Raw genomic sequence first — 18,379 nt, forward strand, 5'->3', positions numbered from 1 at the left:
TTACATTTGTGTGAATATATAAAAGTGCGCCCTTAGGGCGCATTTTTCAGTTTAAACATTACGATAGTCGAGACTGTATTTATGAGCCAGTACCCAATGACCGCGCATGGCGCCCAAATGCTGCGCGATGAGCTAAACGAACTTAAAACCAAGACACGTCCTCGTATCATCGCAGACATTGCAGATGCACGTGAGCACGGCGACTTGAAAGAAAACGCTGAGTATCATGCTGCAAGAGAGCAACAGAGTTTCTGCGAAGGCCGTATTCAAGACATTGAAGGTAAGCTGTCGAACGCGCAAATCATCGATGTTACTAAAATGGAAAATACGGGCAAAGTTATCTTCGGTACGACAGTAACTATCCTTAATGTAGACAGCGGAGAAGAAACGACATATCGCATTGTGGGTGACGATGAAGCTGATATAAAAAATAACCTTATCTCAGTCAATTCCCCCATAGCTCGCGGACTAATTGGTAAAGAATTGGATGATACAGTCAACATTCAAACGCCCGCTGGTAGCGTTGAAGTTGAAATCATTGAAGTAGAATACATTTAGCGCCAGCTTAGCGTTACCCAAGTCGTATCAAATAATGTAAAACGCCGAGCTGAAGCTCGGCGTTTTTGTTTTTGCCAGTCATTTCTTATTCCATGCTTATGCAGGGAGCTTTATGAAAGATATAGAAACGCTAGACAGCAAAGTGGTATACCAGAACAAATGGCTCACATTAAGAGAAGATAAAATTTTACGCTCCAGTGGTAAAGAGGGCATTTACGGGGTGGTAGAAAAGCCTGACTTTGCGATTATTATTCCCATTGATAAGGGTGATGTTTACTTGGTGGAACAGTATCGATACACCATTGGTAAAAGACAAATAGAATTTCCTCAAGGAGCATGGGAAGACAACCCCGATGCATCACCGCTTACACTTGCTGCTGGCGAGTTAAAAGAAGAAACAGGCCTTAGAGCAGGCAAAATGGAATATGTCGGTTTTCAATACCTTGCCTATGGTTTCTGCAATCAAGGCTACCACATCTTTGTCGCCTCTGAGTTGAGTCAGGGAGAGCAAGAGCTCGACTGCGAGGAAGAAGATCTTAAAGTATTAAAAATGCCTATCGATGACTTTAAAAACAAAATTATTGACGGCGAAATTCAAGATGCGTCTAGTTGTAATGCATTTGGGTTGGCTACGCTTAAAGGTTTTATTTCTTATTAGACATGTAAGTACTTTCAATGCGCGACATGTTCACAGTTCGGGTTCTCGCTGGTGCAGCAATGAGGTAAAAAGTAATTTTAATCTTTCGGTTACTCTTGGTAACAAGTTCAATATTGCTTTTTATTAACTTTTTTTAATAATATGGTGAGTAGTTAACTATCAAGAGAGTAAACCATGAACGGTGAAGGCGTATTTACCATTACACAATGGAACGAAGAAGTAATAAAGGAAAAGTGTAACCAGGTAAAAACCGTGCATGCCAGTGTTGTTCAAGCCTACGAGGGTGATATGAAAGGAGAAGGTCACGTTGAGTTCATCATGAGCTATAAAACGGGTGATAGCGCATGTTTTGTTGGCTTTGAGGAGTTTATTGGCGTGATCGACGGGCGACGAGGCACCGTTACGTTTAAACACGATGGTTCGTTTGAAGACGGCGTTGCGCGTAGTGCGTTCAACGTTGTAGCGGAGACTGCGACTGGAGAGCTTTCCGGCGTGAATCTTACTGGGCACTTCACCTCCGCTGAGTCTGGTAAAGCGAACTATTCATTTACAGAGTGAAGCACTTACTGCTTTTACTGAGAAGTGCAATTACTGCTTTTATATTACGCATAAAAAACGGCGCCCACACAGCGCCGTTTAAAACAGGGAAACACACAGATTTAATGTTAGTTCTCTAGTAGTCGAGAACCAATTTCAATGGTTCGTGGCTTCTTCGCTTCAGGAATGACTCGCTCCATATCGATATGTAGGAGGCCGTTCTCCATATCAGCGGCTAACACTTTTACATGATCACCTAGTTGGAATTTTCGTTCAAAGTTACGTTCAGAAATTCCTTTGTGAAGATACTTTCGTTCACTGTTTTCATTACTGTCCGGTTTTTTATTGCCAGTAATGGTAAGCGTGTTTTCTTCAACTTGAATGGTCACGTCGTCTTTACTAAAGCCGGCAATGGCCATGGTAACGCGGTACTTGTCGTCACTTAGCAACTCAATATTGTAAGGAGGGTAAGTACTTTGCTTTTCAGAACGCGCTGCGGCGTCTACAAGTGATGCAAGGTGGTCTGAGCCAATGAATGAACGGTATAGTGGAGATAGATCGATATTACGCATAGTCATATCCTTAAAATAAAGCAATATGTAAAAAAATGATGCCCCGACATGCGGCGGCAGTGTTGTCAACCTGAACCTTCAGCGCTGACATAACAGATATGGGATTAGGCAAATGCTTTTCAAGAAAAAAAATGAATTTATTTTAGATAAAGAGCGATAAATTTTCTAAGTTGCTGATTTTAAATCGCTATATTTTAACTTGTTGCAGATTTTTTCTGGTTCTGTGCTGGGGGATTGTTTACTCTGCTAGAGATATCTTAATTGAGCTATTATAGGCGCTTTTACACAAGCGCTCTCATGTACGCGCTATGTCAACACCTTCATTCACGCTTTATTCCCACAAACTTTGATGTTCACTTGGAGAGTTAATGAAGTACATCAATCGTTGAGTGTTAAGTGAATTTGTTTATCAAAATGAAAGGTTTGTGACACATCGTATAAAACATTTAGCAAACCATTAACCAACGTCGTTGACTATAAATGCTACTATTCTGACACATTCACTGTTTAACTTGTGTACGAATAAATTCATGAAAAAAGAAGTTGTTGTTTTAAATTGTGGTAGTTCTTCCGTTAAGTTTGCCATTATTGACGCTGACACGGGAGAGGCCGGCTTGTCTGGTTTAGCAGAAAGCTTAGAAAATCTTGATGCAAGCATCACTTACCAATTAAATGGCAAAAAAACGTCGTTTTCATTAAGTGGCAATGCAGGCCATACCGAGGCGCTTAATGCTATTTCAACAATCATTGAAGATACAGGGGTTAAACCTGTTGCGGTAGGGCACCGCGTGGTACATGGCGGTGAAAAATTTAAGCAGGCTGCATTGGTTAATGAGGAAGTACTTGCGGCAGTTGAAGATTATGCGAGTATGGCGCCCCTTCATAATTTAGCGAATTTGAAGGGTGTTGTTACGGCGCAAAAAGCGTACCCTAACTTACCTCATGTATGCGTATTTGATACCTCGTTTTTTCAAACCATGCCGCAGAAAGCGTTCATCTACGCGCTCCCTATGTACCTCTACAAAGACCATGGAATACGTCGATATGGTTTTCACGGCACCAGCCATAAATTTATTCTCGATAGCACGGCATCGCTTCTAAATAAGCCGGTTGAAGAGACAAGTGTGATCAGCGCTCACTTAGGAAACGGTTGCAGCGTGGCAGCAATTGAAAAAGGCCAGGCTGTTGATACAAGTATGGGGTTTATTCCCCTAGAAGGGCTAGTGATGGGCACCCGTTGTGGCGATGTAGACCCTAGTCTTCCAGGAACGCTTCAGAAAAAATTAGGTAAAACCGCCGATGAAATTAGCGATTTATTAAATAAGCAGTCTGGCTTGTTAGGCATATCAGAGCTGAGTAACGATTGCAGAACGTTGGAAGAGGAAGCACATAAGGGCCATGAGGGAGCAAAGCTTGCTATTGAAATTTTCTGCTATCGTTTAGCCAAATATATTGCCAGCTACCTCATCGCAGTGCCTTCTTTAGATGCCATTGTGTTCACTGGCGGTATTGGTGAAAATTCCTCACTTATCCGAGAAACCACAATGGGTTATTTCGCGCATATGGGCGTTGCAATTGACCAACAAAAGAATCTCGACGCACGGTTTGGCAAGGGAGGCGAGATAACTGCTTCCTCATCACAAAAGATCGTTTTTGTTGTACCCACGAATGAAGAGTGGATGATTGCCGCCGAAGCGGCCACGTTCGCTTAAAATTGCCTTAAACAGCAGGAGAAATTATGTCTCGTAAAATTATGCTGATCCCAGTTGGTTCAAGCGTTGGGCTTACCACAGTCAGCATGGGTCTTGTTCGCGCTATTGAAGAGCAGGGTATTAAGCTCAACTTCTTCAAACCTGTGGCACAGCCTCGCCGCGGTGATAAAGGAGAAGAGCGTTCGACCGCTATTATCGCCCATCACGCTAGCGTAACGCCAATTACGCCGTTTACTCTCGACTATGTTGAGCGAATGATCAGCAACGATAATACTGACGAGTTGTTAGAAGACATTATCGAACGTTTTGAAAATAACTGCGAGCAAGATGCGGTAACGGTAATAGAAGGTTTGGTCACGACCAGGCACCACCCTTACGCAGAGCGATTAAACTTAGCAATCAGCCGCGCACTGGATGCCGATATTGTGTTTGTGGCGGTGCCCGGTAACGACGATACGGTTGATATTAACCACAGACTAGAAATTGTGGTGGATACCTATGGCGGGCATAAAAGTCAGAAGGTAATAGGGTGTATTTTCAACAAAGTTAATGCGCCGTTTGATGAGCACGGTCGTTTACGCGCAGACATAGGTGTTGTAGATAAGCCAGAGCACGATGAAGCTCGCTCAACTGCGCTGAAAAATTTGCCCATTTTCAAAAAAGGGTTAAGCCTGCTCGGAAACGTTGATTGGAGTGCTGAGTTGGTGTCTCCCCGTGCCATTGATGTTGCCAAGCATTTGAATGCCATTTCCCTTAATGTGGGCGACATAGCAAAACGCCGACTTAGCAGCGTGACCTTTTGTGGACGAGAAATTCACAACATGACGCATGCGTTAAAGCCGGGAGCATTATTGGTGCTGTCTGGCGATAGAAGTGATGTTTTTGTGTCGTGCTGCCTTGCTGCATTAAATGGTACAAAGCTGGGTGCGTTGCTGCTTACTGGCGGGTATGAGCCCGATGAGAACATAGCGGCTTTGTGTAGCCAAGCCATGGAAACGGGGTTGCCAGTAATGTTGGTGAATACTAACACATGGCAAACCGCCCAGAACTTGCACGCATTTAATCAAGAAGTGCCGGTAGACGATAGTCAGCGCATCGAAAAAGTGATGGTGCATACCGCTGAAAGTTTAAATGCAGAATGGGTAACATCGCTTACCGATAAAGTATCCAGACAGCGTAAGCTGTCACCGTCGGCATTTAGGTATTACCTTACTAACCGTGCTAGACAGGTTAATAAGCGAATAGTACTGCCAGAGGGTAATGAGCCTCGCACCGTTGTTGCGGCCTCAATATGTGCGAGCCGAGGCTTGGCAAGACCCGTATTATTAGGTGATGAGACCGAAATTCGACGTATAGCAGAGCAACAGGGCGTGGTGTTAAGCGATGGCGTTGAGATTTTATCGCCTGAGCAGGTTCGCGGCGAATACGTAGAAGGCCTTGTGGCACTTCGCGGGCACAAAGGCGTTACTAACGTGGTGGCCAAGGAATTACTTCAAGACAACGTGACCCTTGGCACAATGATGCTTCAGCAAGACCATGTTGACGGGCTTGTGTCAGGGGCTGTTAATACTACCGCCAATACTATTCGTCCTGCGTTGCAGTTAATTAAAACGGCGGAAAATGCCTCGTTAGTGTCGTCAGTATTCTTTATGCTGCTGCCCGACCAGGTGTTGGTTTACGGTGATTGCGCCATTAACCCAGACCCTAACGCACAGCAGCTGGCAGATATTGCCATACAGTCAGCAACATCAGCGCAAATGTTTGGTATTGAGCCTAGAGTGGCCATGATTAGCTATAGTACCGGCACGTCTGGCGCAGGAAGCGATGTAGAAAAAGTGCGGGAAGCAACGGCGATTGCCCAATCGATGAGACCAGACCTTCTTATCGACGGCCCACTGCAGTACGACGCGGCGGCCATTGAAAGCGTTGGTAAGAGCAAGGCACCAAATAGCCCGGTAGCAGGAAAAGCAAATGTATTTGTGTTCCCCGATTTAAACACTGGAAACACTACATACAAAGCGGTACAGCGTAGTTTTGATTTAGTCTGTATCGGCCCAATGCTGCAAGGCATGCGTAAGCCAGTGAACGACCTAAGTCGCGGTGCGTTAGTCGATGACATTGTATTTACCATTGCACTAACGGCTATTCAGGCGGAAGGCAATAGCTAATGCAATGCTCAAATACCCGCCCAAAGCATATGTGTAGGACAAGTCTAGCGCATATGTTTAAGGTAAAAAATGAGAGTCTGAAATAGACACAGTAAATGTTAATAAGGGCCATTCCTTTACAGGTAATGGCCCTTATTGATTTTGGCGCTTTTACTCCGGCATTGACTTCCGTGCTTTTATACCAGCATTCGCAATGAATAAGGCAGCGATAGCCAGAGTGACTGGGAATTTTAAAAAAGCGAAACTGCGCTAGCTAAAGTGCATGCTTAAGATATAATGCGCTCCTTGTTGAATCCATCGATATAAAACGCGAGTTAGCCACTGTGATTACCGTTATCAAAAACGCGAACGTGTTTGCGCCACAGGCATTGGGAATAAACCATCTGGTGTGTGCGGGCAGCAAAATCATTTATATGGGTAAAACGTTACCGGCGATGGAGCTTCCTCATGAAGTTATTGACGCAGACGGCGCAATGCTAACGCCAGGGTTTATCGACGGTCATACTCATTTAACAGGCGGTGGTGGAGAAGCTGGTTTTTCAACTCGCGTTCCGCCCGTACCTTTGAGCAAATTTACCCGAGCAGGGGTTACCACAGCCGTAGGGTTATTGGGTACGGATGATATTACCCGTAGCACTGAATCTTTGGTGGCTCAAGTGTACGCATTGCGAGAAGAAGGCTTTTCAGCGTATTGTTACACTGGTGGATATCATTTGCCGCCTACAACGCTTACGGGCTCGGTGCAAACCGACATCGTATTTATAGAGCCTGTAGTGGGTGTTGGCGAACTAGCGATAAGCGATCATCGCTCAAGTCAGCCCACGCTAAATGAACTACTTAAAATTGCCTCTCAGGCCCATGTTGCCCGACTCATGACCGGTAAAGCGGGAATGCTGCATTTGCACTTAGGGGATGGAGAACGTGGCTTAGGCTTGATTCGTGACGCCTTATCACAGGCCGAAATTCCGCCGCGTACGTATAACCCGACACACATCAATCGCCAAAAGTTTTTGTTTGAAGAAGCATGCGACTTAGCGAAGAAAGGGTGTTGGGTAGATGTGACGGCGTTTGAATCTGGCGATGTTGGCTATGACCCTGCAGACGCATTGCTGCGCTACATGCAGCAGGATTTACCACAAGATAAATTAACTATCAGTTCAGACGGCGGTGGGTGCTTACCCGATTTTCACGCCGATGGTAGTTTAGCGAAAATGGATTTTGCTGATTCACAATCTATGACAAATGTTTTTTACGAGCTTATTGATAACGGGGAAGAGGTGTCTCGCTTTTTGCCATTTTTTACCCAAAACGTTGCTCAACTAATGAATTTTCATAATAAGGGGCGCATAGCCGTTGGTGCTGATGCCGATATACTTATTTTTGATAAACAGAATAGAATTGAGCATGTAATGGCCCTTGGGCAATTACACGTTAAGCACAAACAGCAAATTAAAAAAGGCACATTCGAGTAAATATTATGCCCTCTCCAACTATTGATGGCACCCAACGTGGATATGTAATCCCGATTGGTGGTGCGGAAGAAAAAATTGATAACCCAGAAATTTTAGCGAAATTTGTGGAGCTTTGCGGCGGCAAGGATGCGGTGATAACGATCATACCCACAGCGTCTCAATTGGACGATACCGGCACTCGTTATCAGAAAATATTTGAAGAAATAGGCGTCAAAAAAGCCTATTCACTGCCTATTTCTGAGCGTGTAGACGCGCAAAACGAAGAATACGTTAAAACCCTGGAAAAAAGTACGGGCATTTTTGTTACCGGTGGTAATCAGCTTCGCTTATCGACTATTTTGGGTGGTACTCCTATTGCCAAAACCATTCGGCAGCTAAATGCGCAGGGCGTGCATTACGCTGGTACTTCGGCAGGTGCGGCTATTGTCTCTCAGCATATGATTACTGGTGGCAACACGGGTATTGTGCCTACTGAAGATGGCGTTAATCTTGCGCCTGGCATGGGACTTATCAACACTATTGTGTTAGATCAACACTTTAACCAGCGTAATCGCTTGTCTCGATTATTATCAGCGGTTTCGTACAACCCATTCCTCATTGGCGTTGGTCTTGACGAAGACACAGCGGCATTTATTAACCCAGACAATGAGTTTACGGTTGTTGGAAGTGGCGCCATCACAGTTGTCGACCCCAGCAACATAGAATACTCATCTATGGCAGAAGCCCGCACTGGCGATGCACTGACACTGCTCAACCTTAAAGTGCATATTCTTGCCTCAGGCGCTCGCTATAACATCACCGACAGAAAAGCTTCCATCGCATAAATGGGGTCAGAACACGATTTACTTTACGCTGTTTTGCAACGAAATAAACGGGGTCAGAACGCCATTTATTTCGCCCTTTTTTAAGGTACAGCAAGCTTCATCTATTAAGCCTGGGGCGTCCAGGCTTACCTCGACTTACTCGCTTTCCAGTTATCTTTTCAACATCTTTGATAAATACATCGCTACCTAGCGCTAAACCTTGATTCGCCGCATTGCGAATAGCGTCTAGCAATTTACTATCTAAAGATTCTTCAAATAATTTTCGATAGCTTTCCCTGCGTTGCACATCCGTTTTACCCAATTGTAAATATAGTGGGTGAGGACTCGCGAGTGAGCTTATCTTACCTAACGCATTTATTTGATAACTAGACCATGTATATTCAGCAGGATTCGTCACCATGCCAGCTCTCACTGGGTTTAGCTCAATATAACGGTGCAAATGCATTAGATAACGTTCGTTATCCACTAGCGACGAACGAAAACGGCCTTCCCACAGCGTACCACTTCTTTCATAGCGCCGATTAAAGTACAGCACGTACTTACGACCCAGAGCTTGCATCATATGCGAAGTACCAAATTCAATCTTAGGTGTGCAAAGCAAATGAACGTGGTTTGTCATTAACACCCAAGAATGAATGTTTACTTCAAACTTTTCTGCATACTCTTTAAGCCATACCACATAAGCTTTCATATCACTGCTGTGGGCAAAAATGATTTGCCGATTATTACCACGCTGAATAACATGTTCAGCCACGCCTGCTACGGAGACTCTTGGTTTTCTTGCCATTTTTGTGCAATCAGTTATCAAAAATGAAAAGTGTAATTAGATCTTTTTGAAACATAACTGAACGTAGTAACGGTTTATTTGGTTCTGACCCCATTTATGGCTGCTTTATGTCAGTTAATTTGGATCTGACCCCAATTATTCTGTAATGTAGGTGAATAGTTTGAGGATCAAAAAAGGGAAATTGGGTGTAATGAAGATTTTAAGTCAGAATGTGTATGTTGGTCCTAATGTTTACGCTAATTTTCCCGTTATTTGTTATCAAATAGATATAGGTGAATTAGAGAAGTGGCCGTCAGTCAAGCTTGGTCGAGAGTTTATCGATGGATTAGTTAAAGCTATTCCAAGCTTGCAAGAGCATGGGTGTTCCTATGGCGAGTCAGGTGGGTTTCTTCGTCGTTTAAACGAAGATGAAGGGACTTGGATAGGTCATATTTGGGAACACGTAGCCATAGAGCTTCAAAATTTGGCTGGTTCTGCCGTTTCTTTTGGACGAACTCGCAGTTTAGAAAATGAAGGCTGCTACTATGTTGTTTACCAATATCATCAGCGCGATGTGGGTATTGAAGCCGGTGCACTTGGGTTAAAGCTTCTCAAGCATTTGATGCCTAGCGAAGTACAGCAAGCAATAAATGCTGACATAGAGGATGACTTTGACTTTAAAGATGAACTCACTGCATTTATTAAAATGGCGCAAAGAAAAGAATTTGGGCCAAGTACAGCGTCGTTAGTTGCGGCGGCTGAAAGCCGTGACATTCCTTGGCTTCGCCTTAACAATTACAGTTTGGTACAGTTTGGTCATGGTAAACATCAACAGCGAATTCAGGCGACCATTACCAGTGAAACAAAGCATATTGCTGTTGAGATATCCTGCGACAAAGAAGACACCCACAATTTGTTGAATGACCTCGGTTTACCTGTGCCTCAGCAACTCATGGTTTATAGTGAGAGCCAAGCTACAAAAGCCGCTCGCCGTATTGGCTTCCCAGTAGTGTTAAAACCATTAAATGCGAATCATGGGCGTGGCGTAAGTATTAACTTAACCACCGACGAAGAGGTTCAAGTTGCGTTTAATGAAGCGCAGCAGCACGGCACCAGCAGAGCAGTGCTAGTGGAAAGCTACTTGACTGGCTATGATCATCGAATGTTGGTGGTCAACAATGAATTGGTTGCGGTAGCCAAGCGCGTTCCCGGCCATGTAGTGGGTGATGGTAAGCACACTATTTCAGAATTAATCGACATTGTGAATCTTGATCCTCGACGCGGTGTAGGGCACGAGAAGGTGCTTACTCGTTTAGAGTTAGATAACCAAGCTATGCGCTTAATGGAAGATGCTGAATACACCGAAGATACAGTGTTGGAGGCAGGAGAAGCGTTTTTCTTGCGTTCTACGGCAAACTTATCAACCGGCGGTACTGCCATTGATGTAACTGATGTCGTACACCCAGATAATCGTGATATGGCAATTCGCGCTATCAGGGCAATCGGTCTTGATATCGGCGGTGTGGACTTCTTAACCGAAGATATTAGCCGTTCATATAAAGAAATTGGCGGCGGTATTTGTGAATGTAATGCTGCACCTGGTTTTAGAATGCATGTTGCGCCAAGTGAAGGCAAGCCAAGAGACGTAGCTGGCAAAGTGATGGATATGCTATTTCCTGTAGGAAAAAGCTCGCGTATTCCAGTGGCTGCCATTACAGGTACAAACGGTAAAACGACTACCTCTCGTATGCTCGCCAGCATTATGAAAGCCGCGGGTTATACAACGGGAATGACCTCTACTGACGGCGTGTATATTGATGGCCACCTCACAGTCAAAGGAGACATGACAGGCCCTACATCGGCACAAATAGTATTGCGCGACCCCAGCGTTGACTTTGCAATTATGGAAACGGCCCGTGGCGGTATTGTAAAACGCGGGCTTGGTTATCAAACCTGCGATGTTGGAGCTTGTTTAAACATTACCGCTGACCATTTAGGTCAACGGGGGGTCAATACCCTTGAGCAACTTGCGCAAATTAAACGGGTAGTGGTTGAGGTTGCAAAGGACTGTGTTGTACTTAACGCTGACGACATTCACTGTTTGCAGATGGCGGAGTTTTGTAGCGCCAAACAAATTTGCTACGTTACTATGGATCCAGGACACGGATTAGTGCGCGAACATATACGCCTTGGCGGTATGGCTGTCGTGTTAGAAAAAGGCATTAATGGTGACATGATCACCATTTACGACAAAGGCGCCCACATTCCACTTCTTTGGACGCACTTAATACCGGCTACCATTGAAGGCAAGGCGTTACACAATGTTCAAAATGCCATGTTCGCAACAGCAATAGCATTCAGCTTCGACACCAGCTTAGAAGATATTAGGCAGGGTCTGCGCATATTTAATACCTCTTTCTATCAAGCGCCTGGGCGACTCAATATATTCGATGAACATCCCTTCAAAGTTATATTAGATTATGCTCACAATCCGGCAGCCATTAAGACTATTTCTGATTTAGCGGGGCGACTAGACGTGAAAGGCAAGCGTCGCTTAGTTATCGCTATGCCAGGGGACCGTCGTGATGAAGATATTATCGAGTCTGCTAAATCAGTGGCATCCACCTTCGATACCTTCGTATGTAAAGCAGACGATGACAGACGAGGGCGAGGCTTTGATGAAGTGCCTCAATTGTTAAAGAAAACCCTGATGGAAGAGGGTGTAGCCGAAAATGATATTCAAGTTATTCCAAGCGAAGAAGAAAGTATAGAGGCTGCGCTATCCTCGTGTCACGCTGGCGACTTAATTGTAATATTGGGTGACAACATTACCCGATGCTGGAAGCAAATCGTGCACTTTAACGATGATGGTGTAGCGCAAACTGCCGAGTCACTAGCTAACTTGACACCATCGCAAGACTATCCTGATAAGCTTTACCAGCCTGTGGAAAACAAATTTGAGTTGCAAGAAGGCCAGCGGATTGTAAACGATGAACGTGGTGTGCACATTGTTGTTGATCGCGACGAAGAGTCTGACTAAATGAATGATCAGCACACAATTTTAAAGCTTGAATTAGACGAAGTTCGGCGCCTCACGGGGCCAAACCTCCTATCAAACGATGCTGGCGCCATTATCGATGTCTTTATAGAGGGAATAGACCCTCAAACAGTAGTAGATGGTTGGCGAAAGCATCTTAAATTTATTCAGCAGCAGCTTAAGTGGAATGAAAATACATACGTGCGCTTTTATGAGGGAGGCGCAAGTATGTCAATTAGTGCTCCAATCGACCTACTATATAGTGCTTGCGATGTTATTGAATTGGCCTGGGAATGCTGCGTATTCGATTTCAGTAAACGTTATTCGCTGCAATCTGAAACGGTACCTCCAGTTACACTTTCTAACCGTATTGATGAATTGCAAACGGCTATTAGTGAAGAAAAAAAACCAGCACTTCTTGCGTTAGTTAAAGCGGCCGAAGACAACAATGTTCGATGTTTAGTCGATGATGATGAAGTGAGTTTGGGGACGGGTAAGACTGCGCAAACATGGCCTATAGACTCATTTCCACAAGATAGTGATGTTAAGTGGAATACTTTCAGCGACATTCCTCTCGCTCTGATAACGGGTACTAACGGTAAATCGACTAGCGTGAGACTTGCTGCACAAATTGCAAAGGCCGCCAACATAAACGCGGGAGTTACCTCTACCGATTTCATTAAAGTGGGCGATCACATCATTGATGAGGGCGATTATTCAGGCCCAGGTGGCGCTAGAATGCTACTGCGTGATAACCGCACTGAAATAGCGTTCTTAGAAGTTGCTCGGGGTGGCTTATTGCGTCGTGGGCTGCCAGTTTTCCATGCAAATGCGGCTTTAGTTACCAACGTAGCCAGTGACCACTTAGGTCAATACGGTATCAATACAGTGGATGAAATCGCCCAAGTAAAATTGATGGTGGCTAAAGCGATATCAGAAGGCGACACATTGGTTTTGAACGCAGACGATGAGCGCTTGGTAAAATTTGCAGATAGCTCCAGCACGTCTATTTGCTGGTTTAGTCAACACGCCGATAACCCCAAAATTTTAGAGGCTAAAGAATATGGGCGTGTTTGCGTTTACACAGAGAGTAACCAAATTGTCTATTTTGACGGTGAAAAGGCAGAGTCACTTGCTCAAATTGATGTAATACCCATGACGGTAAAGGGGACCGCCTTACACAACATAGAAAATGCTCTTGGGGTAGTCGGCTTGTGTAAGTCGATGGGAATAAAAAGCGAAGCGATTAGTCAGGGCTTAGTTGACTTTGAAAGCAATGCGTCTGATAACCCTGGCAGAACGAATATCCACAGGCGTGGCGACACTACGGTAATCGTCGATTTTGCACATAACCCACATGGCATGCAGGCCGTGATTAATATGGCGCGGGGACTAAAGCAAAAAAATGATTATAACAAAGTAACGGTAATGTTTGGGCATGCTGGAGATAGATCAAACCTTGATATAACAAGCGTAACTGATGCGGTTATAGCTATTCAGCCTGATACCTACATACTAACCGAACTTGAAAAGTATTTGAGAGGTCGTGAGTTTGGTGAAATATCCGATGTTGTGGAGCAACATTTATTGGCAAACGGTGTAAATAAAACCCACATTAAACGAGCCAATAGCCCTTTAGAGGGCACTAAGATTGCCCTTAGCGACTCAAGCACCAAAGAGGCGGTTGGTAATGTAAAAAGCAAAGAAGAAAAAAAAGGAACTTCGCTTATTCTCTTGTTTGCCCTAGACGAGCGCGAGGCTATTCAAGCGCTTATCGAGTCAACCTGAAGATTTGAATTGCTTATGTTTCAAGTTGCTATATAGAAAACGCTAGCGTTTTGTAGCTCATAGCGCTCTGATTATTAGCTGAACTGTCTTTCGCCTTATCAGTGACTTCGCATGCGCCATGCGTATACAAATAACACAAGTGCTAACACTAAAACGCCGAAGTCTTGCAGGTGGTAGTAGGGCGTAAACCCTGTGGTGGTAATGACTGTCGCACTAATATTGGCCGACTCAAATTGGGGAAGCCTTCCATCAATACGCCCTTTGTGGTCAATAAATGCAGTAATGCCGTTGTTAGTTGCCCTAAGCACAGGGCGGCCTAACTCCAGCGCTCGCATCTGCGCTATTTGAAGGTGTTGAGCCGGGCCGTGAGATTGACCAAACCACGCATCATTACTCACGGTAATAATCATATCGGTATCGCGATAAACGTTGGCTGTCAATTGGCGGGGAAAGGCAATTTCAAAGCAAATCGCAGGGGCCAGCTTTATACCGTTAGCGATCAAGTTTTGCTGCTGAAAGTCACCTCGCGAGAACGACGACATGGGCAAGTCAAAAATAGGGGCAAGGGGGCGAAGTAGCGCCTCAAAAGGGACAAACTCGCCGACTGGTAGTAAATGGTGTTTGGCATATCGGTTATTGTGAAAGTATTGATAGTCTGGATAAACCGCGCCTGGCGTTTTCTTACCAAGTACTATTAAATTATTCCACGCCTCATCGGTTTCCCAGTTAAAGTTAACAATACCAGTGATAAGCGCTGCGTTTTCTACAAAGGCTCTCTCGTTCAACTGAGTTAAATAAGGCTGTGCTAGCGGCTCTAGCTTAGGCACTGCCGCCTCGGGCCAAATAATCAGGTCGCTGCTCCATACCGTTTCGGTTAAGTCTAAATACGTTTGCATGGTAGATGCATCTTGTTCGGGCACCCACCGCAGGCTTTGTGGAATATTGCCCTGCACCATTGAAACTGAGTAAGTCTTAGACGGGCTAACCCACGTGTGTTGACCCAATAACGCGCCGCTGATAAATAAACTTAGCGTGATCACCGATGCTGAAATGAGGGTTTGTTTACTATTTACGATAGCAAGTGACGCAGCACTAACAATAAGCAAAGCGGTAATACCCGTTTCGCCGATAATAGGTGCGAAGCCTGCTAATGGGCCGTTTACTTGGCTATATCCTAATGAAAGCCACGGAAAACCAGATAACATCCAACTGCGCAGCCATTCGGCCAAAAACCATAAAAGGGGGAGTGCTAAGGGCCAGAGCTGAGGTCTAAAATATTTAGCAGTAAGTTTAAAAGCGAGGGCGGGATATAACGCTAAATAGCTGCATAGCAACGCCATTAAACTTATTGAGGCAATGAGTGGAACCCCGCCAAAATCGGCAATGCTCACGTGAACCCAACTTACACCAGCGCCAAACCAGCCCATACCGAACAACCAGCCAGCGAAAAACGGTGTGTGCTTAAGTTTAATGAGCTGACGTATGGCAATAGCTAACGCTAAAATAGTAAGAGGCCACATTGAAAAAGGCGCGAAGGCTAGAGTTAAGCTGAGGCCGCTTGTAATAAGCAGTAAGTAGGGAGTAACGCTTTTTAGCATGGCATATTCCAGCCAAAGCGCTCTGTGCACCATGGCTCCATATTTTTAATTATTCGATTGCGAGCGGGTAATAAAGTACGGCTATTCGAGAGAAGGCACTGATATCTTCAACTGTATCAAACGGCGTTTATCAGAGTTAGTCACTTTAAAGTGAATATCGCTGATTGTAACTTCTTCACCAGTTTCAGGCATATGACCAAAGGCTTTAAGCACAATGCCGCCAATGGTATCGGCTTCTTCTTCACTAAAGCTGGTTTCAAAAAATTCGTTAAAATCGTCTACCGGCGTAAGTGCTTTTACCGAGTAGGTCGACTTGTTCAGCGGGCGAATATCATCTGTCCCGTCTTCTTCAATATCGAACTCGTCTTCAATTTCACCCACAATAATTTCTAAAATATCTTCGATAGTCACAAGACCAGACACACCGCCGTATTCGTCTACCACTATAGCCATGTGATAACGCTGCTGCCTAAACTCCTTTAGCAATACATCTACGCGTTTGCTCTCAGGCACAATGACTGCTGGTCGCAGGATATCGCGAAGATTAAAGTTCTTTTCGGTATTGAACGCAAAAGCGAGAAGGTCTTTGGCGAGTAAAATTCCTTCAATATGGTCTTTATCTTCGCTAATGACGGGAAATCGAGAGTGAGCAGATTCGAGCATAATAGGAAGAAACTCTTCCACTTTTTGTTCGACATCGATGGTAGACATTTGCGCACGAGGGATCATGATATCTCTAACGCGCATTTCGTTTACCCCAATTACCCCTTCAATCATTTCTCGGGTTTGTGGGTCAATTATTTCATTAAGTTCCGCATCGGTAATAACTGCTACCAACTCTTGCCTATTTTTCGGCTCGCCAGAAATCGAATTTTTTAGTTTATCTAACCAACTCTTGCCTGATGAGCCGTTGGTAGAGTGGGGATTGTCGTCGCTCATAATATCCATTTTATAGTTTGTTCAACGCCAACGTTAAAATGCTTCCCGTTAGTCGTCAATGCTTTATTATTTTAAATTTGAAATCGCTTGTTAATCCACATACTTGCAGAAAATAATTCTCAAGCGTAGATCAGTCTTTATCCGTGTTTCGATTAAATTTCATAAGGGTTTGTAATGCCTAATTTAGAAAGAATATCTATCTCTTTGCTTTCCATCAAATAGGCTTCATCTTCTGTAATATGGTCATAGCCAAGTAAATGCAATATGCCGTGAACGGTCATGTGGGCATAATGATGCTCAACCGCCTTTTTCTGCTCACTGGCTTCTCTGCTGATAACTGGCGCACAAATGACCAAATCGCCTAGCAAATTAATCTCTATACTAGGGGGGGCTTCAAAAGGAAAAGAGAGCACATTGGTCGGTTTATTTTTTTGCCGATAGTCACTGTTTAACTGCTGGCTCTCCGTCTCATCAGTAAAGCGAATGGTAACCTCTTGTTCGTGTAAGCCTTCTGCAGATAAAACCGCATTCGCCCACAGGGTAAGGCTATCGGCAGAGGGAATAGCGTTAGCTATTTCCTCTTCGCCTTCATACACATTTTGGTAATCAATGATAGCGGTCACGAGTTACTTTTACTGTTGGCGCTATTACTGTTGTTTGTGCCGGTACTATCTACGGCGGTATTAGCAGAGTTAGGGTGCGTCGAGCCATTTTGTAGCTGCTGCTGTCGCAATGCCTCTTCTTTCTTTTGCTTGCGAATGCGCTCTTGCTCGGCGTCATGTTCTTCATACGCACGAACAATGCGAGCAACTACCGGATGGCGAACTACGTCATCGGCACTAAAGAAGTTAAACGAAATATCGTCAACGTCACTCAATACTTCAATGGCATGACGAAGGCCAGATTTTGCGCCTCGCGGTAAATCTACCTGAGTAATATCACCGGTAATGACGGCTTTCGAATTAAAGCCAATACGTGTTAAGAACATTTTCATTTGTTCTACCGTGGTGTTTTGGCTTTCATCTAGAATAATAAATGCGTCGTTGAGGGTTCGCCCACGCATGTAGGCTAAAGGTGCGACTTCAATAACAGCGCGCTCCATCAACTTTTCGACTTTTTCAAAGCCCAGCATTTCAAACAGCGCATCGTAGAGTGGGCGCAGGTAGGGGTCTACCTTCTGAGATAGATCGCCAGGTAAAAAGCCGAGTTTTTCACCTGCTTCAACCGCAGGGCGAGTTAGAAGAATACGTCGCACTTCTTGTCGCTCTAAGGCATCCACCGCAGCTGCCACGGCAAGGTAGGTTTTACCCGTACCGGCAGGGCCAATACCAAAGGTAATATCGTGATTGACGATATTGGCAACGTATTGCGCTTGGTTAGGGTTACGTGGCTTTATGACGCCGCGCTTTGTTTTGATGTTAACTTCTTTGCCGTAGCCGCCTGTTGCGTCTTTTTCTATCACCCGCGCTTCTTGAATGGCCAGATGCACTTGCTCAGCGTCAAGGTCGGGAATACGGCCTTTGATAGGCTGGGTTTCGACGTACAGAAGTTTCAGTAATTCGGCAGCACTATTTGTTTGCTGTGGCTCTCCTAGCACCTTGAACGCGTTATTTCGGTATGTTATTTCAACACCCAACCTACGCTCTATCTGCTTGATGTTGTCATCAAACGGTCCACATAAACTCGACAAACGTTTACTATCTGCCGGTTCTAACTCAAATTCATTACTTACCAATGTACTCAAACTTCT

General features: G+C 44.6%; 15 protein-coding genes. 9 read left to right on the forward strand and 6 right to left on the reverse strand.

Translation table 11 applies throughout. The features are described 5' to 3' along the window. Window positions 1-81: 81 nt before the first annotated feature. The 3 genes from greA (at window position 82) to ACOJR9_RS07215 (ending at window position 1,774) form a co-directional block, all read left to right on the forward strand. Window positions 82-558, forward strand: a complete 477-nt coding sequence (gene greA, locus ACOJR9_RS07205) for a transcription elongation factor GreA (protein WP_420935628.1) — start codon at window positions 82-84, stop codon at window positions 556-558. A 112-nt stretch (window positions 559-670) separates the two neighbouring features. Further along, the gene (locus tag ACOJR9_RS07210; RefSeq protein ID WP_420935629.1) at window positions 671-1,216 is read left to right on the forward strand and encodes an NUDIX domain-containing protein; all 546 of its coding nucleotides are present in this window, start codon (window positions 671-673) and stop codon (window positions 1,214-1,216) included. 174 nt (window positions 1,217-1,390) lie between these two features. Next, window positions 1,391-1,774, forward strand: coding sequence for a DUF3224 domain-containing protein (locus ACOJR9_RS07215; protein WP_420935630.1), 384 nt, complete (start codon window positions 1,391-1,393; stop codon window positions 1,772-1,774). A 107-nt stretch (window positions 1,775-1,881) separates the two neighbouring features. Here the strand turns inward: ACOJR9_RS07215 and ACOJR9_RS07220 are convergent, their stop codons facing one another. Further along, window positions 1,882-2,325, reverse strand: coding sequence for an Hsp20 family protein (locus tag ACOJR9_RS07220; protein ID WP_420935631.1), 444 nt, complete (start codon window positions 2,323-2,325; stop codon window positions 1,882-1,884). Between the two features lie 530 nt (window positions 2,326-2,855). Here ACOJR9_RS07220 and ACOJR9_RS07225 point away from each other — a divergent pair. The 4 genes from ACOJR9_RS07225 (at window position 2,856) to ACOJR9_RS07240 (ending at window position 8,501) form a co-directional block, all read left to right on the forward strand. After that, on the forward strand, window positions 2,856-4,037 hold the full coding sequence (locus ACOJR9_RS07225) for an acetate kinase (RefSeq protein ID WP_420935632.1): 1,182 nt from the start codon (window positions 2,856-2,858) through the stop codon (window positions 4,035-4,037). A gap of 26 nt (window positions 4,038-4,063) precedes the next feature. Then, window positions 4,064-6,205 (forward strand): phosphate acetyltransferase, encoded by a 2,142-nt coding sequence (pta, locus tag ACOJR9_RS07230; RefSeq protein WP_420935633.1) that lies wholly within the window; start codon window positions 4,064-4,066, stop codon window positions 6,203-6,205. A gap of 323 nt (window positions 6,206-6,528) precedes the next feature. After that, a complete protein-coding gene (iadA, locus tag ACOJR9_RS07235) occupies window positions 6,529-7,677 on the forward strand; it encodes a beta-aspartyl-peptidase (protein WP_420935634.1) in 1,149 nt (382 codons plus the stop codon). Window positions 7,678-7,682: 5 nt separating this feature from the next. Beyond that, window positions 7,683-8,501: a cyanophycinase gene (locus ACOJR9_RS07240; protein WP_420935635.1), complete on the forward strand. Its 819-nt coding sequence runs from the start codon at window positions 7,683-7,685 to the stop codon at window positions 8,499-8,501. 97 nt (window positions 8,502-8,598) lie between these two features. Here the strand turns inward: ACOJR9_RS07240 and ACOJR9_RS07245 are convergent, their stop codons facing one another. Then, window positions 8,599-9,288 (reverse strand): transposase, encoded by a 690-nt coding sequence (locus ACOJR9_RS07245; RefSeq protein ID WP_420935636.1) that lies wholly within the window; start codon window positions 9,286-9,288, stop codon window positions 8,599-8,601. Window positions 9,289-9,478: 190 nt separating this feature from the next. Here ACOJR9_RS07245 and cphA point away from each other — a divergent pair, with 190 nt between their 5' ends. After that, window positions 9,479-12,307, forward strand: a complete 2,829-nt coding sequence (gene cphA / locus ACOJR9_RS07250) for a cyanophycin synthetase (RefSeq protein ID WP_420935637.1) — start codon at window positions 9,479-9,481, stop codon at window positions 12,305-12,307. Beyond that, complete coding sequence (locus tag ACOJR9_RS07255; RefSeq protein WP_420935638.1) at window positions 12,308-14,092, forward strand: Mur ligase family protein; 1,785 nt, start codon at window positions 12,308-12,310, stop codon at window positions 14,090-14,092. Between the two features lie 98 nt (window positions 14,093-14,190). On the opposite strand, the gene lnt is transcribed toward ACOJR9_RS07255, so the two are convergent. The 4 genes from lnt to ACOJR9_RS07275 form a co-directional block, all read right to left on the reverse strand. Beyond that, the gene (gene lnt, locus ACOJR9_RS07260) at window positions 14,191-15,690 is read right to left on the reverse strand and encodes an apolipoprotein N-acyltransferase (protein ID WP_420936084.1); all 1,500 of its coding nucleotides are present in this window, start codon (window positions 15,688-15,690) and stop codon (window positions 14,191-14,193) included. Between the two features lie 81 nt (window positions 15,691-15,771). Next, on the reverse strand, window positions 15,772-16,629 hold the full coding sequence (gene corC, locus ACOJR9_RS07265) for a CNNM family magnesium/cobalt transport protein CorC (RefSeq protein WP_420935639.1): 858 nt from the start codon (window positions 16,627-16,629) through the stop codon (window positions 15,772-15,774). 152 nt (window positions 16,630-16,781) lie between these two features. Further along, window positions 16,782-17,252 carry an rRNA maturation RNase YbeY gene (ybeY, locus tag ACOJR9_RS07270; protein WP_420935640.1) on the reverse strand — a complete coding sequence of 157 codons (471 nt, stop codon included), beginning with the start codon at window positions 17,250-17,252 and terminating at the stop codon, window positions 16,782-16,784. Then, complete coding sequence (locus ACOJR9_RS07275; RefSeq protein WP_420935641.1) at window positions 17,249-18,373, reverse strand: PhoH family protein; 1,125 nt, start codon at window positions 18,371-18,373, stop codon at window positions 17,249-17,251. The genes ybeY and ACOJR9_RS07275 overlap by 4 nt, the downstream gene beginning before the upstream one ends. Between the last annotated feature and the right edge of the window lie 6 nt (window positions 18,374-18,379).

This window comes from Alteromonas ulvae (genome assembly GCF_048987005.1).
Taxonomy (GTDB): domain Bacteria; phylum Pseudomonadota; class Gammaproteobacteria; order Enterobacterales; family Alteromonadaceae; genus Alteromonas.